The sequence below is a fragment of the Zunongwangia mangrovi genome, assembly GCF_900112105.1.
In the GTDB taxonomy this organism is placed as follows: Bacteria; Bacteroidota; Bacteroidia; order Flavobacteriales; family Flavobacteriaceae; genus Zunongwangia; species Zunongwangia mangrovi.
Map to the genome: position 1 here is coordinate 119,261 of NZ_FOKV01000004.1, position 26,261 is coordinate 145,521.

At 35.8% G+C, this 26,261-nt stretch carries 27 protein-coding genes and 1 tRNA gene; 13 read left to right on the forward strand and 15 right to left on the reverse strand.

From position 1 onward, the window contains the following. The first annotated feature begins 1 nt into the window (after window position 1). The 4 genes from BM201_RS10935 to BM201_RS10950 all read left to right on the forward strand — a co-directional run bounded on the left by BM201_RS10935 (window position 2) and on the right by BM201_RS10950 (window position 4,932). The gene (locus BM201_RS10935) at window positions 2-940 is read left to right on the forward strand and encodes a DUF368 domain-containing protein (RefSeq protein WP_092542563.1); all 939 of its coding nucleotides are present in this window, start codon (window positions 2-4) and stop codon (window positions 938-940) included. Then, window positions 927-1,970, forward strand: coding sequence for a DUF368 domain-containing protein (locus BM201_RS10940; protein ID WP_092542565.1), 1,044 nt, complete (start codon window positions 927-929; stop codon window positions 1,968-1,970). Before BM201_RS10935 ends, BM201_RS10940 begins: the two co-directional genes overlap by 14 nt. 34 nt (window positions 1,971-2,004) lie before the next feature. Further along, window positions 2,005-2,736, forward strand: coding sequence for a shikimate dehydrogenase family protein (locus BM201_RS10945; protein WP_092542567.1), 732 nt, complete (start codon window positions 2,005-2,007; stop codon window positions 2,734-2,736). Between the two features lie 117 nt (window positions 2,737-2,853). Then, window positions 2,854-4,932 (forward strand): DUF349 domain-containing protein, encoded by a 2,079-nt coding sequence (locus tag BM201_RS10950; RefSeq protein ID WP_092542569.1) that lies wholly within the window; start codon window positions 2,854-2,856, stop codon window positions 4,930-4,932. Between the two features lie 73 nt (window positions 4,933-5,005). On the opposite strand, the gene mazG is transcribed toward BM201_RS10950, so the two are convergent. The 7 genes from mazG to BM201_RS10980 all read right to left on the reverse strand — a co-directional run bounded on the left by mazG (window position 5,006) and on the right by BM201_RS10980 (window position 9,849). Then, a complete protein-coding gene (gene mazG, locus BM201_RS10955) occupies window positions 5,006-5,779 on the reverse strand; it encodes a nucleoside triphosphate pyrophosphohydrolase (RefSeq protein ID WP_092542861.1) in 774 nt (257 codons plus the stop codon). 80 nt (window positions 5,780-5,859) lie between these two features. Continuing rightward, window positions 5,860-6,120, reverse strand: coding sequence for a hypothetical protein (locus BM201_RS10960; protein ID WP_139219202.1), 261 nt, complete (start codon window positions 6,118-6,120; stop codon window positions 5,860-5,862). A gap of 268 nt (window positions 6,121-6,388) precedes the next feature. After that, window positions 6,389-7,072 carry a hypothetical protein gene (locus tag BM201_RS10965; RefSeq protein WP_139219204.1) on the reverse strand — a complete coding sequence of 228 codons (684 nt, stop codon included), beginning with the start codon at window positions 7,070-7,072 and terminating at the stop codon, window positions 6,389-6,391. Window positions 7,073-7,094: 22 nt separating this feature from the next. Beyond that, a complete protein-coding gene (locus BM201_RS18115; protein ID WP_175487025.1) occupies window positions 7,095-7,244 on the reverse strand; it encodes a hypothetical protein in 150 nt (49 codons plus the stop codon). 545 nt (window positions 7,245-7,789) lie between these two features. After that, window positions 7,790-7,865: transfer RNA gene (locus BM201_RS10970), tRNA-His, on the reverse strand. Between the two features lie 61 nt (window positions 7,866-7,926). Continuing rightward, window positions 7,927-8,643 (reverse strand): bacillithiol biosynthesis deacetylase BshB1, encoded by a 717-nt coding sequence (gene bshB1, locus BM201_RS10975; protein ID WP_092542863.1) that lies wholly within the window; start codon window positions 8,641-8,643, stop codon window positions 7,927-7,929. Between the two features lie 54 nt (window positions 8,644-8,697). Beyond that, window positions 8,698-9,849 (reverse strand): trans-sulfuration enzyme family protein, encoded by a 1,152-nt coding sequence (locus BM201_RS10980; protein ID WP_092542575.1) that lies wholly within the window; start codon window positions 9,847-9,849, stop codon window positions 8,698-8,700. A 236-nt stretch (window positions 9,850-10,085) separates the two neighbouring features. Between BM201_RS10980 and BM201_RS10985 the strand changes: the two genes are divergently transcribed. The 4 genes from BM201_RS10985 to BM201_RS11000 all read left to right on the forward strand — a co-directional run bounded on the left by BM201_RS10985 (window position 10,086) and on the right by BM201_RS11000 (window position 13,947). Continuing rightward, on the forward strand, window positions 10,086-11,825 hold the full coding sequence (locus BM201_RS10985) for a thiamine pyrophosphate-dependent enzyme (protein ID WP_092542577.1): 1,740 nt from the start codon (window positions 10,086-10,088) through the stop codon (window positions 11,823-11,825). A gap of 109 nt (window positions 11,826-11,934) precedes the next feature. Next, a complete protein-coding gene (locus tag BM201_RS10990) occupies window positions 11,935-12,987 on the forward strand; it encodes an NAD(P)-dependent alcohol dehydrogenase (protein ID WP_092542579.1) in 1,053 nt (350 codons plus the stop codon). A 127-nt stretch (window positions 12,988-13,114) separates the two neighbouring features. Beyond that, complete coding sequence (locus tag BM201_RS10995) at window positions 13,115-13,492, forward strand: PH domain-containing protein (RefSeq protein WP_084841731.1); 378 nt, start codon at window positions 13,115-13,117, stop codon at window positions 13,490-13,492. A gap of 164 nt (window positions 13,493-13,656) precedes the next feature. After that, the gene (locus BM201_RS11000) at window positions 13,657-13,947 is read left to right on the forward strand and encodes a hypothetical protein (protein WP_139219206.1); all 291 of its coding nucleotides are present in this window, start codon (window positions 13,657-13,659) and stop codon (window positions 13,945-13,947) included. Here the strand turns inward: BM201_RS11000 and BM201_RS11005 are convergent. The 4 genes from BM201_RS11005 to BM201_RS11020 form a co-directional block, all read right to left on the reverse strand. Beyond that, complete coding sequence (locus tag BM201_RS11005) at window positions 13,944-14,480, reverse strand: sigma-70 family RNA polymerase sigma factor (RefSeq protein WP_092542583.1); 537 nt, start codon at window positions 14,478-14,480, stop codon at window positions 13,944-13,946. The two genes, BM201_RS11000 and BM201_RS11005, sit on opposite strands and share 4 nt — an antisense overlap. A gap of 189 nt (window positions 14,481-14,669) precedes the next feature. After that, entirely contained in the window at window positions 14,670-15,488 is an 819-nt protein-coding gene (locus BM201_RS11010; RefSeq protein WP_092542585.1) for an SDR family oxidoreductase, read from the reverse strand. A gap of 43 nt (window positions 15,489-15,531) precedes the next feature. Continuing rightward, window positions 15,532-17,160, reverse strand: coding sequence for an alpha,alpha-trehalase TreF (gene treF, locus BM201_RS11015; RefSeq protein ID WP_175487026.1), 1,629 nt, complete (start codon window positions 17,158-17,160; stop codon window positions 15,532-15,534). Window positions 17,161-17,219: 59 nt separating this feature from the next. After that, on the reverse strand, window positions 17,220-17,417 hold the full coding sequence (locus tag BM201_RS11020; protein ID WP_092542587.1) for a hypothetical protein: 198 nt from the start codon (window positions 17,415-17,417) through the stop codon (window positions 17,220-17,222). Between the two features lie 565 nt (window positions 17,418-17,982). On the opposite strand from BM201_RS11020, the gene BM201_RS11025 reads away from it, so the two are divergent. Next, a complete protein-coding gene (locus BM201_RS11025) occupies window positions 17,983-18,441 on the forward strand; it encodes a GNAT family N-acetyltransferase (RefSeq protein WP_092542589.1) in 459 nt (152 codons plus the stop codon). 69 nt (window positions 18,442-18,510) lie between these two features. Continuing rightward, window positions 18,511-19,317: an MBL fold metallo-hydrolase gene (locus BM201_RS11030; protein WP_092542591.1), complete on the forward strand. Its 807-nt coding sequence runs from the start codon at window positions 18,511-18,513 to the stop codon at window positions 19,315-19,317. A 113-nt stretch (window positions 19,318-19,430) separates the two neighbouring features. On the opposite strand, the gene BM201_RS11035 is transcribed toward BM201_RS11030, so the two are convergent. Together BM201_RS11035 and sucC are read right to left on the reverse strand one after the other, a co-directional pair. Beyond that, window positions 19,431-19,781 carry a hypothetical protein gene (locus BM201_RS11035; protein ID WP_092542593.1) on the reverse strand — a complete coding sequence of 117 codons (351 nt, stop codon included), beginning with the start codon at window positions 19,779-19,781 and terminating at the stop codon, window positions 19,431-19,433. 177 nt (window positions 19,782-19,958) lie between these two features. Next, a complete protein-coding gene (gene sucC / locus BM201_RS11040) occupies window positions 19,959-21,152 on the reverse strand; it encodes an ADP-forming succinate--CoA ligase subunit beta (RefSeq protein WP_092542595.1) in 1,194 nt (397 codons plus the stop codon). A gap of 315 nt (window positions 21,153-21,467) precedes the next feature. Here sucC and BM201_RS11045 point away from each other — a divergent pair, with 315 nt between their 5' ends. From BM201_RS11045 to BM201_RS18360, 3 genes are all read left to right on the forward strand, one after another. Continuing rightward, window positions 21,468-22,643 (forward strand): MFS transporter, encoded by a 1,176-nt coding sequence (locus tag BM201_RS11045; protein WP_092542597.1) that lies wholly within the window; start codon window positions 21,468-21,470, stop codon window positions 22,641-22,643. 108 nt (window positions 22,644-22,751) lie between these two features. After that, the gene (lysA, locus tag BM201_RS11050; RefSeq protein WP_092542599.1) at window positions 22,752-23,975 is read left to right on the forward strand and encodes a diaminopimelate decarboxylase; all 1,224 of its coding nucleotides are present in this window, start codon (window positions 22,752-22,754) and stop codon (window positions 23,973-23,975) included. 309 nt (window positions 23,976-24,284) lie between these two features. Then, window positions 24,285-24,521 (forward strand): PLD nuclease N-terminal domain-containing protein, encoded by a 237-nt coding sequence (locus BM201_RS18360; RefSeq protein WP_092542601.1) that lies wholly within the window; start codon window positions 24,285-24,287, stop codon window positions 24,519-24,521. A 78-nt stretch (window positions 24,522-24,599) separates the two neighbouring features. Here BM201_RS18360 and BM201_RS11060 read toward each other — a convergent pair whose 3' ends face one another. Next, complete coding sequence (locus BM201_RS11060; protein ID WP_092542603.1) at window positions 24,600-25,640, reverse strand: GMP reductase; 1,041 nt, start codon at window positions 25,638-25,640, stop codon at window positions 24,600-24,602. 85 nt (window positions 25,641-25,725) lie between these two features. Next, complete coding sequence (locus BM201_RS11065; RefSeq protein WP_092542605.1) at window positions 25,726-26,133, reverse strand: VOC family protein; 408 nt, start codon at window positions 26,131-26,133, stop codon at window positions 25,726-25,728. Window positions 26,134-26,261 lie beyond the last annotated feature (128 nt).

Genomic DNA, 26,261 nt, shown 5'->3' on the forward strand with positions numbered 1-26,261 from the left:
CATGCAAAGAAGCTTACGGGAATACTTTAGCATCACGCTAAAGGGTATGGCTATGGGAGCCGCAGATGTTGTACCCGGTGTATCGGGAGGTACCATCGCGTTTATTTCAGGAATTTACGAAGAATTGATCTCTACCATTAGCGGTGTAGATCTTTCTCTTTTAAAAACCTGGAAAAATGAAGGCTTCAAAGCCATGTGGCTTCAACTAAACGGCGGTTTTATTGTATCGCTTTTTTTAGGAATTCTTATCAGCGTATTTACTTTAATGCGTCTGGCAAATTATTTGCTTCAAAATCATCCGGTTTTAATATGGTCTTTTTTCTTTGGATTGGTTTTAGCCAGTATCTGGTATGTAGGAAAACAAATCCCAAAATGGAATTTTAAGATCATTATCGCCTTAATTCTTGGCGCTGCGGTCGCTTTATACGTTACTTCTTTGCCGCCAATGGGAAGTTCAGATAGTACATTATTTATGTTCATTGCCGGAGCCATTGCCGTTTGTGCAATGATTTTACCAGGAATTTCCGGTGCTTTTATATTAGTATTACTTGGGGCATACCGCCCGGTAACCGAAGCGGCTCATAATTTCGATATTAAAACATTAGCAATCGTGGGCGCAGGCGCTGTATTTGGTTTACTTAGTTTTTCTAAGATATTAAAATGGCTTTTTACGCATTATACCAGTTTAACCTTAGCGGTGTTAACAGGCTTTATAGCAGGTTCTTTAAATAAGATCTGGCCCTGGAAAAAAGTTTTGGAAGTGGCCAGGTTCGACGATAAAGAAATTGTTATAAACGAGACTTCTGTTTTACCATGGAATTTTGAGGGCGATGCTCAACTATTATTTTCAGTAATCCTCATGTTAGCAGGATTCGGACTCATTTTTCTTCTGGAAAGCTTAGCAAGCAACCAACCTGAAGAGTCTGATGCAACAAACTAGAACATTAACAGATAAAATTTTCCTTATTTTAAAGGGATTATCCATGGGAGCTGCTAATAAAGTTCCCGGGGTATCTGGTGGTGTTGTGGCTTTTGTCGCCGGCTTTTACGAAGAATTTATTTACTCGCTGCAAAAGATTAATCTTAAAGCCGGCAAGCTTTTGATCGCGGGTAGATTTCGTAGCCTTTATCATTACATTAACGGCAAATTTTTAGGATTGCTTATCCTGGGAATGCTTATAAGTTATTTTAGCGTTTCTAAACTTTTAGATTACCTAATTGTGCACTACGAGCTGTATGTCTGGTCTGCTTTTTTTGGGATGATCATTGGTTCGATCTACTACATCAGTAAAGATTTTGATGAATGGAGCCGGCGCAGTATTCTATTTGTCACACTCGGAATTATCTTTGGGGTAGCCATTAGTATGCTGGAACCTGCACGCGAAAATGATAATTTATGGTTTGTTTTTTTCTGCGGAATAATTGGCGTTTCGGGGATGACGCTCCCTGGGCTTAGTGGATCTTTCATCCTTATTTTGCTTGGAAATTACGTGTTGCTGTTGGTAGATTCGGTTAATGCTTTGTACGATACAATGGCCGATATTGTAAGTTTAGACTTCAGTTTTACTTCCAACGAATCCAGAATGCATTTGCTACAGGTAATGATTGTTTTTGCCTTGGGATCACTGGCAGGATTGGTTTCCCTATCCCATTTACTGGGTTTTGTGCTGAAGAATTACAAAAAAGACACTTTCGCCACTATAATTGGCTTTATTACAGGCTCTTTGGGCGTGGTTTGGCCCTGGAAAACCAAGATCTACAAGACCGACGAAGCGGGAGAATATCTTATCGATAGTCACGGAGATAAAATTATAGATAATTACAATAGATTTTTTCCAGACTTTACAGATACCGAAACCTATTTGGCGATATTCTTTATTTTGGTAGGTATTTTTATTGTTCTTGGGCTTGCGTTTTACGAAAAAAGAGAACATGCCAGAAAACAAGCTAAACTCGAGAAAAGACCATAAAAACTGGTGAAAACACCGAAAAAAGATTAAAAAAATGAGGAAATTCGGACTTTTAGGTAAAAATATAGCTTATTCATTTTCAAGAAAATACTTCAATGATAAGTTTGAAAATGAAAAAATCGAAGCAGAATATGTCAATTTTGATATTCCTGAAATTACAGATTTCCCATTAATTATCACTAAAAATCCTACACTTTCAGGAATGAATGTCACCATTCCCTATAAACTGGAAGTGATGAAGTTTTTGGATGACCTTTCAGCAGATGCTAAAGAAATCGAGGCTGTAAATGTGATCAAATTTGAAAACGGAGGAAAACTTATAGGCCATAATACCGATTTTATTGGTTTTAGAGACGCTTTAAAACCTCATCTTAGACCTCAGCACACACACGCTTTAATATTGGGAACCGGTGGCGCTTCAAAAGCGGTAGCGCATGCTCTAAAAACAATGGGGATTTCATATAAATTCGTATCCAGATCGGCTTCAGAAGAACAATATTCTTATTCAGAATTAACCGAAGAAATTATTCAGAAGTATTCTTTAATCATCAATACCACGCCACTAGGAACTGCTCCTAACACAGATCAATGCCCCGATATTCCGTATCAGCATATCACTAAAAATCATCTTGTTTTCGATTTGATCTATAATCCTGCAGAAACAAAATTTATGAGTAACAGTAAGAAACATGGCGCAACTGCGGTAAATGGGCATAAAATGCTCGAATTACAGGCCGAAGCTGCCTGGGCAATATGGAATTCTTAAAGAATCAAGCTTTTTCGTTCTTATCTTGTCATAAAAAATTGGGTTTGCTTGCCCAATTTTCGTGTAGTTGTTATCTTTCAGCTTTAATAACCATGCAGAACTTTAACATTGAAAGATATGTCTCAATCAGATAACGAAAACAAGAAAGAAGAACTTTCTAAAAAAGAGACCCCTGAAACAACTGAAACCACTCAGCCTCAGGAAGCATCTACTACAGAAAGTGCAACAGAAGAAAAGAAGGTAGAAGAATCTTTTTCGGAAGAGGTTGAGAATCCAGACGCTACAAACGAGCTTGAAGAAGCCATGGTAGCCGAATCTACTTTTGTTCAGGATACTGAAAACAATAAAAAAGCGAACGCCGAAGATACCAACGACGATGATGACCATGAAGATGCCATTATCGAAGAGCATAAAAAAGGAGTAGACGATTCTCTTGCCGAGGATAGTGAAGATGAAAGCGCTACAGAGCGCCACACCATTCCAAAAAAAGATTACCATTCGATGAGCAAAGAGCAACTAACAGATGAGTTAGAGCGATTGCTGAAGAATGAGAAAATCCAGGCGATTAAAGAGCACGTGATCGAAATTAGAACCGAATTTAACGCGAAATTCGATGAAGAATTCGAAGAAAAGAAAGAAGATTTTCTTGCCGATGGTGGTAACATTATCGATTTCCACTACTCTACTCCGTTAAAAAATCGCTTTAATTCATTGTATTTTGATTATCGTGAAAAGCGAAATAAGTACTACCAGCAATTAAAGCAGGATCTAAATGCGAATCTTAGTAAACGTCTGGAGATCATTGAAGAATTAAAAGGTCTACTTGATGTAGAAGAAAACATCAATACCACCTATAATCACTTTAAAGAAATTCAGGATAAATGGCGTACTGCCGGGCCTATCCCTCGTGATAAGTATAATAATGTTTGGAATACCTATCACCACCATGTAGAGAATTTCTATGATTTTCTACACTTAAATCGTGAGTTTAGGGATATGGACTTTAAGCATAATTTAGATCAAAAGCTTAAAGTTATAGATCGCGCTGAAGAATTAGCTCAGGAACAGGATATTAACCGTGCCTTTAGAGAGCTTCAAATGCTCCATAAGATGTGGAAAGAAGAATTGGGACCTGTAGCTAAAGATTATCGTGAAGAGATTTGGGAACGTTTTAGTAATGCGACCAAAGTAATTCATGATCGCCGTCAGGATTATTTCGAAAATTTAGATAAAGAATTCGAAAAGAACTGGGAAAAGAAGCAGCAGATCATCGAAAAGATTCGGGAAATTGCAGATCAGGACTTCAGCAGCCACAACAAATGGCAGCAAAAGATCAAAGAAATTGAAGCTTTACGCGAAGAATTCTTTAAGGCAGGTAAAGTACCAAGAAGTAAAAACGAGGAAACCTGGGCAGATTTTAAAGAAACGGTAAGACGTTTTAATCGTAAGAAAAATGCTTTTTATAAGAATCTTAAAAAGCAACAATACGATAATCTTGAGAAGAAAAAGGAATTGATCCAAATCGCTGAAGATAACAAGGATAGTGATGATTTTAAAACCATCACACCTCTTATGAAAAAGATCCAATCTGATTGGAAAAAAATAGGTCACGTTCCAAGAAAGGATAGTGATAAGGTTTGGAAGCAGTTTAAAGCAGCCTGTAATTATTACTTTGATCGTCTTCATGAAAACAGAAGTGAAGAGAACAAAGAAGAAATGGAAGCTTTTGGTAAGAAAAAAGACTTACTTGATAAAGTACGTTCTTTTGAGCATTCCGGAAACAAGGAAGAAGATCTTAAAACCATTAAATCTTTTATTGCTGAATGGAAATCTTTAGGTAGAGTTCCGTTTAACAAGCGTTTTATTGAAGGTAAATTCAATAAAGCTTTAGATCAGTTATTTAAAAAATTGGACGTAAATCGTACAAAAGCAGAAATGCTGAAATACGAGAATAAGATCCAGGCTCTTAACGATGCTGATGATGACAATAAAATTAGAAATGAACATTTCTTCCTTTCTAAAAAGATTGAAGAAACTCAGGCTGAAATTCGACAATTAGAGAACAATTTACAGTTCTTCTCTAATGTAGATGATGATAATCCTTTAGTTAAAGAAGTTCATAAAAATATAGACGATCATAAAGCACAGCTAAAAGTATGGCGTGAAAAACTAAAGAAAGTAAAGTCTCTTTACTAGTTTTAGTTAAAACACAGCACAAAAAAACCGTCGAATTGATCGACGGTTTTTTGTTTTAAAGATTATTTCGTAGTTATAATTTCTTAGCTTCATTCCAATACACATCCATTTCAGCAAGCGTCATATCTTTTAAAGCTTTTTTACTTGCAGCAGCTTTTTCTTCTAAATATTTGAAACGAGCTATAAATTTTTTATTGGTTCGTTCTAAGGCGTTTTCAGGATTTATTTTTAGGAAGCGAGCATAATTAATCATCGAGAACATAACATCGCCAAATTCGGCTTCCATTTTATCTTTATCGGCCTTATCGACTTCATCCTGCAACTCTCCCAACTCTTCCTGTAATTTTTCGAATACCTGTTGTGGCTCTTCCCAATCGAATCCTACACCAGCAACCTTATCCTGAATTCGACTTGCTTTTACCAGAGCGGGCAGCGATCTTGGCACGCCTTCCAGAACGCTTTTCTTTCCTTCCTTCAGTTTTAAGTTTTCCCAGTTCTTTTTTACATCTTCTTCATCTTCAACCTTAACATCACCATAGATATGAGGATGTCTGGAAATTAACTTTTCACAAATTCCGTTAGCTACATCTGCAATATCAAAATCATTTGTTTCGCTACCTATTTTTGCATAGAAAACAAGGTGTAAAAGAAGATCTCCCAGCTCTTTTCTTACCTCTTCGATATCCTTATCTAAAATGGCATCACCAAGTTCGTAAGTTTCTTCGATCGTAAGATGTCGCAAACTTTCCATGGTTTGTTTACGATCCCAGGGACATTGCTCCCTAAGTTCGTCCATTATGGTAAGTAATCTATCAAAGGCTTTTAGCTGATCTTCTCTGGAATTCATTGTATTTTTTTTAAAAGACCAAAATACGATATTCACCTAAGGAAGACCAGAAACGGCAAAAAATTATACAACTTGATATGCTAGACTGCGTACAGATTAAGTTTTGGATAAGCTGAAACCGAATAGTTATTAGAACTACACATTTCTTCATATTCTTCTTCGGTAGGGATATCTAAATCCTCAAAATAACCAGAGAATAATTCCAACTCGGCGTAGGTGTTTAAAATGATCACAAGACTATCGAATTTAGGCAACGGGAACGAAAATTCCAGTTTTGCCTCTACTTTATCATGTGCTTCAAGAAAAGCTTCGATACGCTTTATCTTATTTCTTGTTATCATTAAACATTTGTTAGAAAAGCTAAATGTAAAAAATAATAACATCGACTAAAAAGATCGATTTGCTAAAGTTTAGTGAAAACTTGCCCAAAAACAAAAAACCCCGCTTAAAAGCGAGGTTTTACAAATAAGGGTGGAAGACCGGGTTCGAACCGCAGACCACTGGAACCACAATCCAAATAACTTTTCTCTATTCATAATACTTTTGAGGCTTTATAAACAGTAAACGTGAACATATATAAAATGCAAATGAGAAAATAAAACTCAAATTTTATTTAATGTTATTATTAGCTTTTTGTATTATAGTTTCAATCTGGTGATAATATTCTTTATATAGTTCTACAATTTCAGAAGGAATATAATTAGAGTATTTCATTCTCTCGTAATTGATTGAGATTTTTTCGATATCATATAAAATTCTTTTTAAATATGATTTTTTTACTTGAATATCTATATATCGAGAATTTGAGATATAATCAACGAGATAATTGTAATTATCTATATGCTCATTTAATTTAACTAAAAAGTTTCTTTGTCCCCTGATCTCATCTTCTATGTTAAGCTGATTTGTTAGCTCTTCCGGCCGATAAGTTTTATACCAATGATCTAATTTTTCAGCTCTTTTGCTTAAATCGGATAAATAATCTTCATCAACCTCCCTTTCATAATATGCCTTAAATTCTAGATATATCGAGGATAAATGATTTATTGCAAATTCTTGCCTACCCTGATCAATTTGTTCCTTATGATTTTTTTGCTGTTGACTATATGTGTAATAAACACCTAATAATGCAATTATGGAAATGATGGGACTAAGCAAATTGTTCAAATAGTTAGAAGCATCTAAATATCTACTATCTGGACTTACGCAAAAAACTGCAAATATTTGTCCGCTCAAAATTATAAGGATAAAAACAAATGCGGTTATTAGAATATGCTTAGCTTTCAATTTCATATTTGTGCTCTTAAATTTTGATTTAGTCATAGGTCAGAAAATGATAAAAGAATATTGCTCTCATTGGTTTTGATAAATCTACAGAATACTTCTTATCTTTTGAAAAACACCCGGCTTGAATATGATTAAATAATTTCATGCTGTTCAATGAGATACTTTCTTTTAATGCCATAATCCTCCATTTTATTTTTAATCCAATTTATATCGATATTTTCTACATCTAAAAAAATTCTATCGAGATCACTCGCCAACCTAGAAACACTTCTCAGTCCCGATCTACCAGCTACTATTGATATAATAATAGTCATTTATTATTCTGGTTGGATTATTTTTACTTTACCCTCATCCATTACTTTAAAATCAACTCAATGCGCTTGTAGTTGGAAATAGATTTCTTCTGTAATGTTGTCAATTCTATGTCTTAAGTTTATTAAAAAAGCAAGGGCGGGGAGATTGTAAAATAAATCCTAATCGATCTCTTTAAAATGATGTAGTATTCTTCTTCTAGTCTTTCTTTAGTGAGTAAGAATTCATTTGAAAGGAAAACTCTGATGGTTTCTTTATTCCTTTTATAAAGTTGAACTTTGCCATTCGTAAACTTAACTTAGCAAAAGTACTTTCTATCTGCGAAAATAGGTGTTTCTGAAGTATGTATATTTCTATAAAGTCTGTATAGAAATGAAAAAACCCCGCTTAAAAGCGAGGTTTTACAAATAAGGGTGGAAGACCGGGTTCGAACCGGCGACCTCTGGAACCACAATCCAGCGCTCTAACCAGCTGAGCTACATCCACCATTTCAAATTGCGGTTGCAAATGTAAGCTATTTAAACAATTCCGCAAAGAAAAATTTTCAATTAAATTAAATCAAATATCGAATCGACTGCTACATAGCGTTCTACAGTATAACCTTCGGCATATTCAGTATTGATAATTCGGCCTAAATCACGTGCTCTATAGATCACACTATCAAAAAAGTTGTTGCTGGAAATAGGCGTATTTGGCTCATCACTATCAGGATCGAAAAACTGACTCTTATAAGCCTTTACAGATTCCATCTTTTTATCCATATATCCGGTAACATCGACCACTACATCTGGTTCTATATTTTTCCACTGGATATAATGAAAAACCTGTTTTGGTCTCCAGGCTTCCTGGATTTCGCCATCCATTTTAGTTTCTATTCGGCGTAAACCACTTAAAAAACAAGCATCACTCACTAATTTAGATCCACGACCATGATCGATATGACGATCGTCTATGGCATTACAAAAAACGATCTCTGGTTTATATTTTCTAAGGATCTTAATGATCTCTAGCTGATGCTCTTTATCGTTCGTAAAGAAACCATCTGCAAAACCTACATTTTCACGTACATGCACACCTAAGATCTTTGCTGCATCTATAGATTCCTTATCTCTAATTTCAGCAGTGCCGCGAGTACCTAACTCTCCTCTTGTTAAGTCTAAGATCCCAACTTTTTTTCCTCGATCTATTTCTTTGGCCAAAGTGGCAGAGCAACTAAGTTCTACATCATCTGGATGAGCACCTACGGCCAAAATATCTAGCTTTATCATTTTTCTATTTCATTTTTTTGCAACAAAGGTATAGCCTTTTTAATATTTATTCTAGCTTATCACTTCGAGGGCTTGTTGTATATCTTCAATAAGATCCTCAGATTCTTCGATTCCTACAGAAAATCTTAATAATCCGTCTTTTATTCCCTGTTGTGCTCTTTCCTCTTGAGTTAAAAGTCCGTGTGAAGTTTTTGACGGAGAAAGTATCGTACTTTCTACTCCCGCTAAACTCATCGAAGATTTTATCAATTTCAATTTTTTCTGAAATACTTCAGCATCTAAACCTTCAGCAAGTTCAAAAGAAAGCATCCCTCCAAATCCTTTCATCTGGGCTTTCGCCAATTCGTGATCTGGATGTGATTTTAAGCCTGGATAATAAACATTGGCAACTTTATCATTCTCATGTAGAAATTCAGCAAGAATTTGTGCATTCTCGTTCTGCGCTCTTACTCTAAGTCCCATGGTTTTTAAACTTCGCTCTAAAAGCCAGATCGTATAATCACTTAAATTTCCACCAAGGTTCTTAGCCATTTGGAATACGGTATCGATTTTTTCTTCAGAAGAAATAACTACGCCTGCAAGAATATCACTATGACCTCCCATATATTTTGTTGCCGAATGGATCACAATATCGATCCCTAGATCTATTGGATTTTGATTTACGGGTGAAGCAAAAGTATTATCGATCATACTTACCAAACCTTTCTGTTTCGCTAAATCGGCCACAGCTTTTACATCAGTAATGGTAAGCAAAGGATTAGAAGGAGTTTCGATATAAATTACCTTCGTGTTTTCTTTAATTTCAGCTTCAAATGACGCAGGACTCGCATCTTTAGTAAAACTATATTCGATCTTAAACTTATCGAATTCTTCAGTGATCAAATTACTGGTTCCACCGTACAATGTATTTTGAAGTACCACATGATCTCCTGTTTGAACATGAGAAAGCAAAGCCGTACTCACGGCCGCCATTCCGCTGCCAAAGATCAGTGCAGCCTCACCATGTTCTAAAGCAGCCATTTTTTTCGCTAAAGCAACCTGATTTGGCGTATTAAAATATCGTGGATAGCGTTTTACCTCAACATCTTCAAAAGCATAAGATGTTGACATATATAATGGGGAAACAGCTCCTTTAAATTGTGTATCTTCTAATTCTCCGGCATGAGTACAGATCGTATTAATGCCTTTATATTTTTTATCCATGAACTTCTTTAATTTAAGGCAACTAATTTAAGAAGTTAAGCTTGTATTTACTATAGATTAACTGCCTTTCTCCCATAAAGTCTTAAGAGAATCTTTATCCGAAATCGAATTCGCCTTACTTTCAGCTTAAATTTTATAAATTTCTTAGCATTTACAATCTTCGCTTTACCACCTGTTTAACAACAAAAAAAGGGCTTTCGCACTACCTTTAGATTACATAAAGAAAAAGAAAAATTATGGGAAATACTGTTGCAGATCTTTTAGTGAAAATGCTTGTAGAAGCTGGTGTAAAACGTGTTTATGCGGTTACTGGCGATAGCCTAAATCCAGTTAACGATGCTGTTCGCCGTGATGGCAGGTTACAATGGATTCATGTACGTCACGAAGAGGCCGGAGCATATGCGGCTTCGATGGATGCCGAGTTAGACGGCATAGGATGTTGTATGGGAAGTAGTGGCCCGGGACATGTCCATTTGGTAAACGGACTCTATGATGCCAATAGAGCAGGCAATCCTGTTATTGCAATTGCTTCGACAGTAGAAACCGATAAACTGGGTACTGAAAATTTTCAGGAAACTAATGTGACAAAGTTATTTGACGATTGTAGCAAATACTGCTTTATGGCAAACACTCCAGCACAGGCAGCACATGGATTTCAAAGTGCGATTCAGCATGCTATCCATCAAAAAGGTGTTGGCGTTGTGGGCTTACCTGGCGATGTTGCTTCAGCAGATGCTACTCACATTACCACTTCAGAACAAAACTATTTTACGAGCTCTAAACTACAACCAGGAGATTCAGAAATAAAAACTCTTGCAAAAGTAATTAACGAGAATAAAAAAGTAATGCTTTACTGCGGTCACGGTTGTAAGGATGCTCAGAACGAAGTAATGCAACTGGCAAAAAAACTAAATGCTCCTATGGGCTTTAGCTTCCGCGGAAAAATATATTTCGATAAAGAAAATAATCCTTATGCTGTAGGATTAAATGGATTGCTTGGAACAAAATCTGGTTTTAAAGCCATGCATGAAGCTGATGCCTTAGTGCTTCTAGGTACAGATTTCCCTTACACCAATTTTCTTCCTGAAAAAAATACCATTATCCAGATCGATGAAAAGCCAGAACGTATTGGTCGTCGTGCGAAAGTTAATTTTGGTTATCACGGTAAAATTAAAGATACCTTAGAAGCGCTTCTTCCACTAATAGAAACGAAGAGTGAAACCAAGTTTTTGGAAGACATGAGAGAAGTGCACAAAGAGGTTGAAGAAAAATATTGCAGCTATGTTTTAGCTAAAGGCGAGGAAAAGAAAGTCCATCCAGAATATGTTGCTGCGGTAATTGATGAGATCGCTACAGACGATGCTATTTTTACTGTAGATACAGGAATGAGCGCTGTTTGGGCAGCTCGTTATCTTAAAGGGAAGAAAAATAGATATTTAACCGGTTCGTTTAATCATGGATCGATGGCCAATGCAATGCCAATGGCTATTGGTGCAGGTTTAGGACATCCAGACCGCCAGGTGATCGCACTTTGTGGTGATGGTGGAATTTCGATGCTTTTGGGCGATTTAATGACCATTAGCCAATATAACATCCCGGCGAAAATTGTTATTTTTAACAATGCTTCTTTGGGCATGGTGAAATTAGAAATGCAGGTTGAAGGTTATCCTGAATGGCAAACCGATATGGTAAATCCAGATTTTGCACTTATTGCTAAAGCCATGAATATCCACAGTTGGGTTGTTGAAGATCCAAAAGATGTGAAACAAGCTTTATCTGAAGCATTTGCACACGAAGGTCCGGCAGTAGTCAATATCTTTACCGATCCCGATGCTTTAGCGATGCCACCAGAAATCAATTTTGAACAGGTAAAAGGTTTCGCTAAGACCATGAGTAAAATGATGATCAATGGAAAAACCGCCGATGTGATCGATACTGCAAAATCTGATATGAAATATCTAAAAGAGATCTTCTAAACCTAAAAAATTGATCTAGGTTAAGATCCTTCGTTAAAAATGAGTTAAACCTAGCGTGCGCGATTTAATTGGATCACATTTCGGCTAATTTGGCAAAAAAGTGAACATTATGAAAAGTACAGAAGTAAAAGCATTCGGTGCAAAAACGAATACAGCAGATCTAGAGCAATTGCAAATTGATCGTCGCGAAACACTAGCTGATGATGTAGAAATTGATATTTTATACTGCGGAGTTTGCCATAGTGATATCCATACCGTAAGAAACGATTGGGGTGGTTCTCAATATCCTGTTGTGCCTGGTCACGAAATTATTGGACGAGTAATTAGCATAGGGAAAAATGTTTCAAAATTTAAAGAAGGACAACTTGTTGGTGTTGGATGCATGGTAGATTCCTGCCAGCATTGCCAGTCTTGTAAAGATGGTTTAGAGCAATACTGTGAAAACGGAATGGTTGGAACTTACAATGGTAAGGACGAACATCTTGGTGGCCACACTTTTGGTGGATATTCTGAAAAAATTGTTGTTGACCAAAAATTTGTTTTAAACGTTCCTGAAAATTTAGATACTAAAGGTGTAGCTCCGCTTCTTTGTGCTGGGATTACAACCTGGTCTCCTCTTAGAAACTGGAATGTAAAAGAAGGTGACAAAGTAGGTGTTATTGGTCTTGGTGGCCTTGGGCATATGGGAATTAAATTTGCGCATGCTTTAGGTGCAAAAGTGGTTATGATCACTACTTCTCCTGGTAAAAGCGAGGATGCTAAAAGATTAGGCGCAGACGAGGTTTTGATCTCTAAAGATGAAGAGCAAATGGCTGAACATGCAGGAAGTTTTGATTTTTTACTAAATACAGTTCCTGTTAAGCACGACATTAATCCATATATCGGGTTATTAAAAAGAGATGCAACAATGGTGTTAGTTGGTGCTATAGAACCATTAGAATTCCATGGGGGCGGATTGATTATGGGAAGAAAAAGTGTTGCCGGTTCTTTAATTGGTGGAATTAAAGAAACGCAGGAAATGTTAGATTTCTGTGGTGAGCACGATATAGTTTCAGATATCGAAATGATCGATATGCAAAACATCAACGAAGCTTACGATCGTGTAACGAGTAACGATGTAAAATACCGTTTTGTAATCGATATGCAATCGCTTAAAAACTAATTTGAGTTTAGGTATCGAATTAAGATTCGATAAAATATAACAAAGATTTATAAAACTGCCTTTAAGTTGTGATCTTCGGATTTGTAACTTATTGGCAGTTTTTTTATTCATTAAATTCAAATAAATCATGAGCATATTTTCATCATTATTAGGTAATGCGGGAGCCATAAGCAAAGAAAAATTAGAAGAGAAATATCACAAACTACTAATCCCTTCAGAAACTATTGAAGCTGGATTCAAACTTGTTCGGGATACTTTTATTTTCACCAATAAAAGACTAATCCTGGTAGACATTCAGGGTTTAACAGGTAAGAAAACTGAATATTTCTCGGTTACATACAAAAGCATTTCTCGCTTTAGTGTTGAAACTGCCGGTAGTTTTGACCTTGATGCCGAGCTTAAGATCTGGATCTCTGGAGAGCAACATCCATCAATTTGCAAAAAGTTTAATACCAGTGTAGATATTTATGAAGTTCAGAAGATTTTAGCGGCTTTCGTGCTATAATTTTATTTCCGAAGAAAATTATAGCATTTTAAATTTCAAGCAACCATCTAGTATTATTAGCATCTTGAAATTAGATACTAAACTAAAAATGAAAAAACTACTTTTAATAGGCCTTTGTATCTTTCTTACCAGCTGTAGTGGTGATGATCTGTATTCTGAAATTAATGGAAATTATACAGGATTTTTTTGAAAGCGGTGAGCGTCCCGGGGAAGTCAGTTTAAGTTTTATTGATGGAATTTATATCGGTGCAACTAAATTTGCAAAATTTCCGGCGATTAGTGAAGGAAACTACGTTGTAAATAATTATACAATCTCGTTCTCCAATATATGCATTTGGACCGCCGAATTTGACTGGTCTTTGATCTTAACCGGAGACTGGAGGTTTACTTTGCAGGATAATGAAGGTATTTTAACTAATAAAATTGGAGATCGATACGTTTTAGATAAAAACTAAATATAAAAATATTCACACAACGCGCATTTGGATTGCCCTGTTAGTCTGCCGTTAACATCTGTGTCGTATTTGCAACATTCCTTGAAGCGATTTTTCATAATAGTCTTAGAACGTCGAATTCGAGCTTTCGTATTTGCTAATGAAATACCTGCTAGTTCTGCCGCTTCCTTTTGTGGTTTACCATCAACATATACCAATTTCATGACTTCTTGATATTCCTGTGGCAATTCATTTAAAAATTTATCGAAACAGCAAACTTCTATAAATGGATGAGAAACTTCTTCAGATTGCTGAAAATCAGTAGTGGAGACTGAAATTTTTGAATGATTAAATTGGTCGTTTATCTCATTTCGAATAATCTGAAAGGCCCAGGATTTCAATTTTCCCGGATCTTTCAGTTTATCCAAATTTTTATGGATCTTTAAAAAAGAAGCCTGTAAAATATCCATAGCAGCATCTTCATTCTTTACTCGCTTCAGAATAAAAAAATAAAATTCCTTCTGATATTTATCCCAAACTTCCCTGGTATCCATAACAATCTTTTTCTAAGCGCAACAAGAACATTTATCGCAATTGCAGGTATCGCATGGGCAATTTGCTGCAGCGCAGTTCACGCAATTACACTTATCACATTCACATTGTGTACATTTACATTTACTCATATCTAAACTTTTAAATGTAGACTGTAATTGCTCTAAAAAGATACAATTTTTATTAAAAAATTATCCGTTTCCTTTAAAACCAGGGTAACAGGTCATTCCGCCGTCTACATAAATGGTTGTTCCGTTTATATATTCAGCTTCGTCTGAAGCCAACCAGGCAGCTACACGGCCAATATCATCTGGCTCCCCAATCTTATCATAAGGGATAGTTTCTTTCATTTTCTCACGACCTTCTTTGGTTTCCCAAACATCTTTATTGATATCTGTTTTTATCGCGCCGGGAGCAATACTGTTTACTCGCACTTTCTTACTGGCATATTCCTGGCAAAGCGTTTTCATTAAAAGCTGAATTCCGCCTTTAGAAGCCGCATAATTTGCATGGCCAGCCCATGGAACTATATCGTGAACAGAGCTCATATTGATAATTTTCCCCAAGGATTTTGAAACATTCGGTCGCATACCGCGACGCATAAATTCTTTAATAGCTTCACGACAACATAAAAACTGCCCGGTAAGATTTAGGTTAATCACCGCATTCCAATCATCCAAAGTCATTTCGTGAAAAGCAGCATCTTTTTGCATTCCGGCGTTCGGAATACAAACATCCAGCGTTCCAAACTTGTCGATTGTGGTTTTAAAAAGATTAAGTACATCATCTTCTTTACTCATATCACCCTGTATCACGATAGCTTCACCCGATCCCTTCTCTTCGCTAATTTTTTGCGCAACCTCCTCGGCCTCTTCTTTACTAGAGTGATAATTTATCACCACATTAGAGCCTTCTTTGGCCAGCGCAATGGCCATAGCTTTACCAATCCCAGAACTAGATCCGGTAATAATCGATGTTTGGCCACTTAATTTTTGATTTTCCTTCGACATAACTTTTTATTTTAAAGTTAGCCAGATTGAAACTCAATTTATGTTATTTAGACGTTAATTTCTTATAAACTCCGTTGCTCCAACCAAATCCGTCTTGCGTTGGATATTCGCCACCACCACTTTCTTTAGACAGATCTTCAACATTATACTTTTCGGTCATTTTGTAAGTATTCTTATAAACTTTTTCGTTCAGGCTTGTCCAACGCTCTTTAATGGTATTAGCTAATGCTGAAATTCCATAATTCTGAAGTCCTTTATAGGCCATCCATTGTAGCGGTGCCCAACCATTTGGTGCATCCCACTGCTGCCCGCTATGATTTGGGGTACTTACTACGCCACCTTCCATTAAAAGCTGAGATTCGATAATTTCAGCAACTTTTTTTACTTTTTCTTCGGAAGATATTTCAAAAAATAAGGGGTAAACTCCGGCTACAGAAACCACTGAAGTATGTTCTCCTGTAGTAAAATCGTAATCCATATAAAATCCTTTTGAAGCATCCCAAAAGTACTTTTCTATAGCATTTGCGCGATCTTCGGCACGTTCTTTAAATTCCCTGGCTTTATTTGGATTTTCGCTAATTAAATATGCTTTTGCGATCGTTTTTTCCAGGTGATATAACAAACTGTTTAAATCTACCGGTAAAATATCTGTAGTATGAATAGCAGATAAATTGAAGTTTCCGCTAGCATCTGGCTTTATCCAACGGCTTGAAAAATCCCAACCCGATTCGGCTGCAGCTCTTAGATTTCGGTAAACTTCTTCTTCGGTTAGATCTTCATTTGTAGCGACAGCTTCTTCCGCAGTTTTTATATCTTCTCGATAACTTTCTGGTCGCGGTGTATTATTATCATCGTAATATCGATTAAGAATACTTCCGTCTGGCATTCGCACAACACGGTTTACAACCGAATCATTTTCAGAAAGATTTTGCGCTCCTTTCATCCAAAATTGATATTCCTTTTCTAATTCTGGTAAATATTCAGCATAAATACTATCTCCTTTTTCTTCAGCTAAAACATCTAACATTAGCGCATAAAATGGTGGTTGTGATCTGCTTAAATAGTAGGTGCGATTTCCGTTAGGTATAAATCCAAATTCGTTAATTAAAAAGGAAAAATTATCCACCATATTCTGAATGGTTTCCACTTCTCCATCAACCTGAAGTCCTAACATCGTAAAATAACTGTCCCAATAATAGATCTCTCTAAAACGGCCACCGGGAATAATATATGGATTGGGCAACGGAATTAAAGTTCCGCTTAACTCCTCGTCTGCCGGGCGTTTTAAAACCGACCATAATTTTTTGATGTGTGAATCTATATCTGAAGAATCTGTTTGATATTCTTTTGATTCTTCTTCTCCGGGAATCTGAAAATTATCCTTCAAAAAGCCTAAAATCGCTGAGTCGCCTTCTGTTTTAAATTTCTGATATTCGGTTTTTATACTGTCAATATTTTTCTCTGGAACAGCATCTACAAAGGTTTTACTATCACTAAAGAGATTTTCGTTCTGCTGAATATCATAAAATAGATCGCCGTATAATTCTTCAGGAGGTAGAATCACAACTTCCTTCTCTACTGCTGTAGTTTCTTGCCCAGCCTCTTCTTTACAACCTAAAAAGCAAAGAAAAATTAGAAATGTATAAACCGATTTTAGTTGAAATCTTATCATATTTTTTAATTCAGTTAGAACGTATATAAATATAGATAAGATCCTTTACTTTAGGAAAGTTATGTTCGCTTAATTGAGCGTTGTCCTCTTTTAATACGATGCGAACCATTATAAAAGAAACGCACCGAATCTACATCACTCTTATTTAATTGCTTTTTTTGAGGACTAGAAAAATGAATACTTTCTTCTCCTGAAATACCACTACAGGCCAGAAAAAGAATAATACTTAAAATACTAATAGATGTAAATAATTTCATTATGGTTAGGTTAGATGATCGATACAAGATTAGTTAAAAGCGAAATGTAAAGACATACCCACCCAAGGGGATATTTCCTTAAAAAGTATATTTAGCAAACTTTTTTAAAGCACTTTTTGAGATCTACAGTTAGAAATCCAGAAGAGATTAATATTGTAAAAAATGGATCTGGTTTTTAGCAATTTCGGTGTAGATCTGCTGAATGCTCTTCAAAAAAATCTACAAGTAAAGCTTTAATTTCTAATTCTGTATTCGTTATAATTAAGCTACAAATGCGTTTAATTCTTTGAAGAGCTAGCAGATATCTTAAGGCTAAGACAAACAATTTTAGAAATTAGATAAGCTAAGCGCCATCTAAATCACATGTAATATACTGACAATCAATATAAATAAAAATACCCAGTAGCAGGTATATTCAATTCATTTGTAGAATAGAGATTGGTTGAAATAAAGTCAGATCGAAAATCATCTCTTAAGATTCTGAAGTGGTGATAAAGACTAAGAAATTAAATATTTAAGTCGCGATTATTTCCTAAAATGATACTTTAGCTGAAAAATTTGAGACATGGAAATTATAAGTTTTGAACCTAAATATAGTCGAGACTTTAAAGATCTGAATATCGAGTGGTTAGAAAAATTCTTTTGGGTAGAGCCACACGATGAAGAAGTTTTAGGAAAACCTGAAAAGTATATTATTGAGCCTGGTGGACAAATATTCTTTGTAAAGAATAACGACCAGATCATTAGCTGTGTAGCGCTGATGAAGATCGATGACGGAATTTTCGAATTAACAAAAATGGCGGTTTCCCCAGATCACCGCGGAAAGCAAATTGGCCAGAAATTAATGAAGTTTACTATCAATTTTGCAAGAGATCAGGATTGGCAGGAACTTATCATCTACAGCAGTAGAAAGCTAGAAAACGCATTGCATATCTACCGAAAGTTTGGTTTTATAGAAATACCGATAGAAGAAAACAATCCTTACGCCCGTGGCGATATTAAAATGAAACTCAGCTTATCTTAAATCTTTGTAAAACAAGCTCTTATTTTATATGTCTTCTGTAATTTTATACAGCAATCAAAATCAAGCACAATGAAAAAATTAATTCTAAGTCTTTTTACAATATCAGCTTTAATGGCTTGCAAGAACAATAAGTCTGAAGCTGAACCTGGCGAAATGATTCCTGCGGAAGATACAACTGGATCAAACGAAGAAATGCGTATGGCTGAAGATGCCAGCATTAATATCGAACCTATCTCTCACGCTACCGCTGTTATTAATTGGGGAGACGCTGTTTTTTATACAGATCCTGTAGGTGGAGCCGAACTTTTTGCTGAAATGGATAAACCAGACTTTGTATTAGTTACAGATATTCATGGCGATCATATGAACGCACAAACACTAGAAGGTCTTAAATTAGGAAATACCAAAATTATTGTTCCAAAAGCTGTAGAGGAAAAATTACCCGGAACCCTAAAAAGTAAATTGTTGGTTATGGCTAATGGCGATCAAATGGAAATTGAAGGTTTTACAATTGAAGCTATCCCAATGTATAATTTACCAGAAGCTGAAGATGCCATGCATGTAAAGGGTCGCGGTAATGGCTATGTGTTAGAAAAAGGTGGAAAGCGTTTGTATATTTCTGGAGATACAGAAGATATTCCTGAAATGCGTAATCTTGAAAATATCGATGCTGCACTCGTTTGTATGAATCTTCCTTATACCATGCCGGTAGATCAGGCTGCAGAAGGAGTTTTAGCATTTGCCCCTAAAAAAGTATATCCTTATCATTATCGTGGACAAGACGGACTAGCAGATGTTGAAAAATTTAAATCGCTTGTAGAAGAAAAAAGCGATAGCATAGAAGTGGTTCTATTAGATTGGTATCCAGAAATGTAATTTTTGAGTATAAATTTTATTTCAATTTAATACAAAAAATAAGGCTGTGAGTTGATGTGCTCACAGCCTTTGTAGTTTTCTACGTTTATTGATTGATATTTAGGACAGGGCGGTTATTTGGTTGCCTTAAGGGTAACTGGTAATTTAAATTCTTCTACTTCTGGATTAACCGGGCAGTTAATTTTCTTGTAGTTCAACTTTTCTTTAATAAAGCGCTCTACTACTTTATTCTCTGCTTCTACAGATAAAACAACGATTTCGTTATCCTTGTTAATAGCTAAAAGTACATTGGCACGAGCATCTTTCTTAAGATTTAATTTGTGATGTTTTAGTAAAGAAGAAATTTCTATACTCATCATTCTTGGATCTGGCTGAGTAGCCGCTTCTGGATTGTTTGCATTTACAGCTACCGTGCTGCAAATTGCGATTGCTAAGGCTAGCAATAAAGATTGGAATCTTTTCATGATTAAAAATGTTTAAAAAGTTAATACATCTAAAAGACGGTGTTAAAACATCTTTTGTTACACAATTCGCTGATTTTTAAGATGTTTTTAACGTTTTATCATTTAAAGATCCTGTTAATAGACATAAAAAAAGCCCGCCAAAGGCGAGCTTTTTCTGGTTTTTTATATAAAAACAGATTAAGAAAGTACAGACTGTACTTTATCTGCTGCTTCTTTAAATTGCACAGCACTAGAAACTGCTAATCCACTTTCGTCGATCAATTTCTTAGCAACATCTGCATTAGTACCTTGTAATCTAACAATAATTGGTACATTAATCGCATCACCCATATTTTTATAAGCATCTACAATACCTTGCGCCACACGGTCACAACGAACAATACCTCCAAAAATATTTACTAGAATTGCTTCTACCTTATCATCTTTTAAGATCAATCTAAAAGCTTCTTCTACACGTTTAGCATCTGCAGTACCTCCTACATCAAGAAAGTTTGCTGGTTCACCACCTGCTTGCTTGATAAGATCCATAGTTGCCATTGCAAGACCTGCACCGTTCACCATACATCCTACGTTACCGTCTAGATCTACATAGTTAAGGCCAACTTCTTTAGCTTCTACTTCTGTTGGATTTTCTTCACGCTTGTCACGCATTTCTGCGTAATCTTTGTGACGGAAAAGTGCGTTATCATCTAAAGTAACTTTAGCATCTACAGCTAATATCTTATCGTCACTTGTTTTAAGCACTGGGTTAATTTCGAATAAAGAAGAATCAGACTTATCGAAAGCAGTATAAAGAGACATTACAAACTTTGTCATTTCTTTAAAAGCAGTCCCGCTAAGACCAAGATTAAATGCTATTCTTCTAGCCTGAAAAGGCAAAATTCCTGTTGCAGGATCAATCTCTTCAGTAAAAATTAAATGCGGAGTCTCTTCAGCAACAGTTTCGATATCCACCCCACCTTCTGTAGAATACATGATCATATTACGTCCAGTAGCACGATTTAGTAAAACAGACATATAATATTCTTCTGGCTCACTATCTCCCGGGTAATAAACATCCTCTGCTACATATACCTGATGAACTTTTTTACCTTCAGCAGAAGTTTGAGGAGTTACTAGATTCATCCCAATGATCTCTCCTGCGATCTGCTCTACTTCTTTTAGGTTTTTTGCAAGCTTAACACCGCCACCTTTACCACGACCACCAGCGTGAACCTGTGCTTTGATCACATGCCATCCAGTCCCGGTTTGTTCTGTTAATTCTTTTGCGGCTTTTACAGCTTCTTCTGCAGTTTGGGCTACGATCCCTCTTTGAGTACGTACTCCAAAGCTACCTAGAATTTCTTTTCCTTGATATTCGTGTATATTCATAATCAGGTATTTCTTCAGTTTTAATTATGGTAAACAAAAGTAACAAATGTAAAAGTATTAGACCAACAAATTTTCCTTAAGATTGAAATAAAGCCGGCTAAATTCAAGGATTTAGTGCTAGATCCCATAATATTTTCTATTAGACTATAAGGTTATCGTAAATAATGCCAAGTATTTTCTTATTTCTGCGGATTCTCAACTATTTTTGCGCTTTTATTTCAAACTCAATTAATCGCTTCAATTTAAAGCATTAATAGGGAGTTGAATTTTAAATAGTTAACAGCTTCCCTAACCTGGGAATAATTAGGATAGCATATGAATAAAGGATTAATCGCATTAGCTATAGGTGGATTTGGTATAGGAATGACCGAGTTTGTAATTATGGGAATTCTACCAGATGTTGCCACAGCTTTAGATATTAGCATTCCGCAGGCAGGACATTTTATTTCGGCTTACGCTCTAGGTGTTGTTGTTGGTGCTCCACTTTTAACCGGTATCGGCGGCAAATGGCCGGCACACAAAACTTTGCTTTTTTTAATGCTATGGTTTACGGTCTTTAATTCTTTATCTGCCTTTGCAGATAGTTATACGCTTTTACTTATTTCTAGATTTTTATCAGGATTACCCCATGGTGCATTCTTTGGGATTGGTGCCGTTGTGGCCAGCAAACTGGCGAAACCGGGCAAAGAGGCCAGAGCCATTGCTACCATGTTTACAGGACTTACTTTGGCAAATGTGATTGGTGTCCCTCTTGGAACTTATTTTGGACATAATTTTAGCTGGAATGTTGCCTTTATGCTGGTAGGTATCGTGGGCATTTGTGCTATACTTGGGATTAAGTTTTGGATGCCAGAGCTTCCAAAAAGTTCGCCAGATGGAATCGCGAAAGATTTTAAAGTTTTAAAGAAATTAGAGCTTTGGATGGTTATTTTACTTACAACCATTGGTACCGGAGGTTTCTTTGCATGGTATAGTTATATCGCTCCTTTAATTACTGAAGTTGCCGGACATCCTGAAACTATCGTTAGTTACGCAATGATCCTCGCAGGTTTAGGAATGGTAACAGGTAATTTTATAGGAGCCAAATTAGCTGAAAGCTTCTCTCCTATTTACGCAGTATTAATCGCTCTTATTTTGATGGTAATAGCTTTAGTGTCTAATACCTATCTCGCCTATGATAAAATTGGTGTTTTGGTAATGACATTTTTAATTGGAACGATTGCTTTTTGCCTTTCTACACCAGTACAAATGGCGGTGATCAATTCGGCTAAAGGATCAGAGATGCTGGGATCTTCCCTAAATCAAAGTGCTTTTAATATGGGAAATGCTTCTGGTGCTTACTTGGCAGGCTTACCTATCGCTGCAGGTTACGCATATACATCTGCAGATCTTGTAGGTGCAGGGATGGCCAGTGCAGGTATCGTGATCACTTTTGTAGTCATTTACATACGAAAGAAGAATAAAAAAGCCACCCAAACCGCACAGTCTTAAATCTACAGAAATAACAAATTGTTTGAATTCGTTATTTTTTTAGCATTCTTTTGCTAAGGAAACAAATAGCCCTGTATTTTTGGCTTCAGAAAAAATTAGAGAATAGAAATGACAAATCAAGATCTTCTTGCTATTGCCGCCGATTATGGTAGCCCTGTTTATGTGTATGATGCTGAAAAAATCGAGGCGCAGTATAAACGTCTTACCAATGCTTTTAGCAGCGTTAAAAACCTAAGAATTCATTATGCGGTAAAGGCGCTTTCTAATATTTCTGTTCTTAAACTTTTAAATACTTTGGGCAGCGGTCTTGATACGGTAAGTATTCAGGAAGTACAACTAGGTATAAAAGCGGGTGTAGATCCTTCTAAAATTATTTTTACACCAAATGGGGTTTCTTTAGAAGAAATTGAAGAGGTGGCAAAACTTGGCGTTCAGATCAATATTGATAATCTATCAATCTTAGAACAATTTGGAAGTCGCCATCCTAAAACTCCCGTTTGTATAAGGATCAATCCTCATGTGATGGCTGGAGGAAATTCTAAAATTTCTGTTGGACATATCGATTCTAAATTTGGAATCTCTATTCATCAAATGCCTTTATTAAAGAGGATTGTTGAAAATACCGGGATGACCATTAACGGAATTCACATGCATACCGGTAGTGATATTCTGGATATCCAAGTGTTTATTCAGGCTTCTGAAATTTTATTTGATGCCGCTAAAAACTTTAAGAATCTTGAATTTATTGACTTTGGAAGCGGATTTAAAGTGCCATACAAACCTGGTGATATTGAAACCGATATTGAAGAATTAGGCGCCCAGCTTTCTAAAAAATTTAAAGCTTTTTGTGCCGAATATGGTAAAGAACTCACACTTGCTTTCGAGCCAGGAAAATATTTGGTTAGCGAATCTGGAAAGTTTTTAGCGAAAGTGAATGTGATCAAACAAACAACATCGACGGTTTTTGCAGGTATCGATACTGGTTTTAATCATTTGATAAGACCAATGTTTTATGGTTCGCATCACGAAATTCATAATATTTCTAATCCTAACGGAAAACAACGATTCTATTCGGTTGTAGGATATATTTGTGAAACCGATACTTTTGCATCAAATCGCAGAATTACTGAAATTACTGAAGGAGACGTTCTTGCATTTAGCAATGCCGGAGCCTATTGTTACTCCATGTCCAGCAATTTTAATTCTAGATTCCGCCCTGCTGAAATTTTATGGTACAATGGCGAAGCTCATCTTATTAGAGAAAGAGAAACATTTGATGACCTTTTAAGACACCAGGTAGAACTAGACTTCGCCGCTAAAAAAGAAAAATAAGCTTCAACTTAAATTCTTATTATAAAAAAAGAGGAGCAAATTCATCTAATCCAAAAGCTAAAATTAGATGAATTTTGTTCCTTTTTTCGTTTAACTTCTTTCTTTTCAAATGTTAAAATTAAGATTATTTTAAGATACCTGAATTAATCTAGACTTTTCCAAAAGCCCTACTATTGCTTCATCTAGAAACTTTTAATGGTTTTTTCAGAAATGAATATTTAATATTTAGATGGAATTTAATTAACACAAACTTAATTTTGTCTTATATTTTTATTATATTCGTAAGACCAAACACTTTAACATTGTATTATGAATTTTATAGATCAAGAATTACAATTCTTTATTCTACAATCTTTAGGATTGCTGGCTATAATTTTTCCGGCATTTTGTATTCTGAGTATTGTAAGGAATTCTAATTCATTTAAGAAGAAGATGCGATTGATGTGGACTTTGGTTGTGATTCTAATCCCTATTATAGGATCATTCCTTTACCTATCGATCGGAAGAGAACAAGTTTTAAACACAGAGATTCAGTCAAATATTTAATATTGACTATAACGTTTTCGACCAAAATAAAAACTCCTGCTTATAGCAGGAGTTTTTATTTTTATACAGATTTCTTGTTTATTTGCTGTAGACCTTATTTTCCTGTTCGGCCACCCGAATGAATGTGGTTCTTTTAGTTAATTCTTTTAATCTAGCTGCACCAACATAGGTACAGGTACTTCTAATTCCGCCTAAAATATCCTGTAATGTATTTTCAACGGGACCGCGATAAGGCACCTCAACGGTTTTACCTTCACTCGCTCGATATTCGGCTACACCCCCAGCGTGTTTATCCATCGCGGTAGAAGAACTCATTCCGTAGAAACGTTTAAATTTTTCTCCGTTTAATTCGATAATATCCCCTCCACTTTCGTCATGCCCTGCTAGCATTCCGCCAAGCATCACAAAATCGGCACCAGCACCAAAAGCTTTCGCTACATCACCGGGAATAGCACAACCACCATCGCTAATTATTTGTCCGCCCAAACCATGTGCAGCATCTGCACATTCAATGATCGCCGATAATTGCGGATAGCCAACACCTGTTTTAACACGAGTAGTACAAACAGATCCTGGTCCAATCCCTACTTTTATAATATCTGCGCCAGCAATAAGTAATTCCTCTACCATTTCTCCAGTAACCACGTTGCCCGCAATGATCACTTTATCTGGATAACTTTCACGTGTATTTTTCACGAACTCTACAAAATGTTCAGAATATCCATTGGCAACATCTATACATATAAATTTTAAATCTTCAGATAGCGATAAGATCTCCTTCAGCTTTGTAGAATCTTCTTTTCCTGTTCCAGTACTTACCGCTATGTAATTCTTAAGATCTGCAGAAGTTTCTTTTAAAAATGAAGACCATTCTTCGATCGAATAATGTTTATGGATCGCAGTAAACAATTTTCTTTCTGCCAGCTTTTTAGCGATTTCAAAAGTACCAACAGTATCCATATTGGCGGCCATAATAGGAACGCCCGTCCATTTTATATTGCTATGTAAAAATGTATATTCTCTTTCTAAACTTACCTGAGACCTACTTTTTAAAGTAGATCGCTTGGGTCGTATCATTACATCCTTAAATCCAAGTTTTAAATCATGCTCAATTCTCATTCATCTTTTAATTTGGTTACTCTCAAAAATAGACCTTAGTTTTCTAAAAATTCAGCTTTAATTTGTAAAATTCTATACTTAAGCTTTAAAAATCTTCCAACTTGCTGTTATTCACTTCTATCCAATATCCGTCTGGATCCTGAAAATAAATTTGTTTTACACCATCGGGACGTGTATTGGTAGTATCTGGTGTACCTTTACTATTTTCGAACGGAACATTTTTATTCCGAAGCAATGCGATAAAATCATCTAAATTTGGAGTATTGAACGCCAGGTGAACTCCTTTATTTTTCTGTGGTTTCTCGGTACTTTCAATTAAATGAATTTGCACATCGTTACTGGCCTTTACCCATTTAAACTTTTCACCTAAACCAGCATTGTAGATTTCCTTAAACCCCATAATTTCTCGATAGAACTGTAGCGAATCCTCTAAATCCTGAACGAGTAATGCATCATGATCTTTTTCTAAACCGAAATTATCTTTATTGTCCATCTTATAATATTTTAAAGTTTTTATTCTATATAAAATGCAAGATAAACAGATTTGCTATTATCCCGCTTGTTACTACTTTTATAATAATCCCCTTAAAACTGTTTTCTGCGGAATGCAAAAATGATAAC

Bases quoted from the DNA above. Each gene is read 5' to 3' on its own strand.
- BM201_RS10935 (WP_092542563.1), top strand. From the start codon at position 2: ATGCAAAGAAGCTTACGGGAATACTTTAGCATCACGCTAAAGGGTATG.
- BM201_RS10940 (WP_092542565.1), top strand. From the start codon at position 927: ATGCAACAAACTAGAACATTAACAGATAAAATTTTCCTTATTTTAAAG.
- BM201_RS10945 (WP_092542567.1), top strand. From the start codon at position 2,005: ATGAGGAAATTCGGACTTTTAGGTAAAAATATAGCTTATTCATTTTCA.
- BM201_RS10950 (WP_092542569.1), top strand. From the start codon at position 2,854: ATGTCTCAATCAGATAACGAAAACAAGAAAGAAGAACTTTCTAAAAAA.
- mazG (WP_092542861.1), bottom strand. From the start codon at position 5,779: ATGAATTCCAGAGAAGATCAGCTAAAAGCCTTTGATAGATTACTTACC.
- BM201_RS10960 (WP_139219202.1), bottom strand. From the start codon at position 6,120: ATGATAACAAGAAATAAGATAAAGCGTATCGAAGCTTTTCTTGAAGCA.
- BM201_RS10965 (WP_139219204.1), bottom strand. From the start codon at position 7,072: ATGAAATTGAAAGCTAAGCATATTCTAATAACCGCATTTGTTTTTATC.
- BM201_RS18115 (WP_175487025.1), bottom strand. From the start codon at position 7,244: ATGGCATTAAAAGAAAGTATCTCATTGAACAGCATGAAATTATTTAAT.
- BM201_RS10980 (WP_092542575.1), bottom strand. From the start codon at position 9,849: ATGGATAAAAAATATAAAGGCATTAATACGATCTGTACTCATGCCGGA.
- BM201_RS10985 (WP_092542577.1), top strand. From the start codon at position 10,086: ATGGGAAATACTGTTGCAGATCTTTTAGTGAAAATGCTTGTAGAAGCT.
- BM201_RS10990 (WP_092542579.1), top strand. From the start codon at position 11,935: ATGAAAAGTACAGAAGTAAAAGCATTCGGTGCAAAAACGAATACAGCA.
- BM201_RS10995 (WP_084841731.1), top strand. From the start codon at position 13,115: ATGAGCATATTTTCATCATTATTAGGTAATGCGGGAGCCATAAGCAAA.
- BM201_RS11000 (WP_139219206.1), top strand. From the start codon at position 13,657: ATGGAAATTATACAGGATTTTTTTGAAAGCGGTGAGCGTCCCGGGGAA.
- BM201_RS11005 (WP_092542583.1), bottom strand. From the start codon at position 14,480: ATGGATACCAGGGAAGTTTGGGATAAATATCAGAAGGAATTTTATTTT.
- BM201_RS11010 (WP_092542585.1), bottom strand. From the start codon at position 15,488: ATGTCGAAGGAAAATCAAAAATTAAGTGGCCAAACATCGATTATTACC.
- treF (WP_175487026.1), bottom strand. From the start codon at position 17,160: ATGATAAGATTTCAACTAAAATCGGTTTATACATTTCTAATTTTTCTT.
- BM201_RS11020 (WP_092542587.1), bottom strand. From the start codon at position 17,417: ATGAAATTATTTACATCTATTAGTATTTTAAGTATTATTCTTTTTCTG.
- BM201_RS11025 (WP_092542589.1), top strand. From the start codon at position 17,983: ATGGAAATTATAAGTTTTGAACCTAAATATAGTCGAGACTTTAAAGAT.
- BM201_RS11030 (WP_092542591.1), top strand. From the start codon at position 18,511: ATGAAAAAATTAATTCTAAGTCTTTTTACAATATCAGCTTTAATGGCT.
- BM201_RS11035 (WP_092542593.1), bottom strand. From the start codon at position 19,781: ATGAAAAGATTCCAATCTTTATTGCTAGCCTTAGCAATCGCAATTTGC.
- sucC (WP_092542595.1), bottom strand. From the start codon at position 21,152: ATGAATATACACGAATATCAAGGAAAAGAAATTCTAGGTAGCTTTGGA.
- BM201_RS11045 (WP_092542597.1), top strand. From the start codon at position 21,468: ATGAATAAAGGATTAATCGCATTAGCTATAGGTGGATTTGGTATAGGA.
- lysA (WP_092542599.1), top strand. From the start codon at position 22,752: ATGACAAATCAAGATCTTCTTGCTATTGCCGCCGATTATGGTAGCCCT.
- BM201_RS18360 (WP_092542601.1), top strand. From the start codon at position 24,285: ATGAATTTTATAGATCAAGAATTACAATTCTTTATTCTACAATCTTTA.
- BM201_RS11060 (WP_092542603.1), bottom strand. From the start codon at position 25,640: ATGAGAATTGAGCATGATTTAAAACTTGGATTTAAGGATGTAATGATA.
- BM201_RS11065 (WP_092542605.1), bottom strand. From the start codon at position 26,133: ATGGACAATAAAGATAATTTCGGTTTAGAAAAAGATCATGATGCATTA.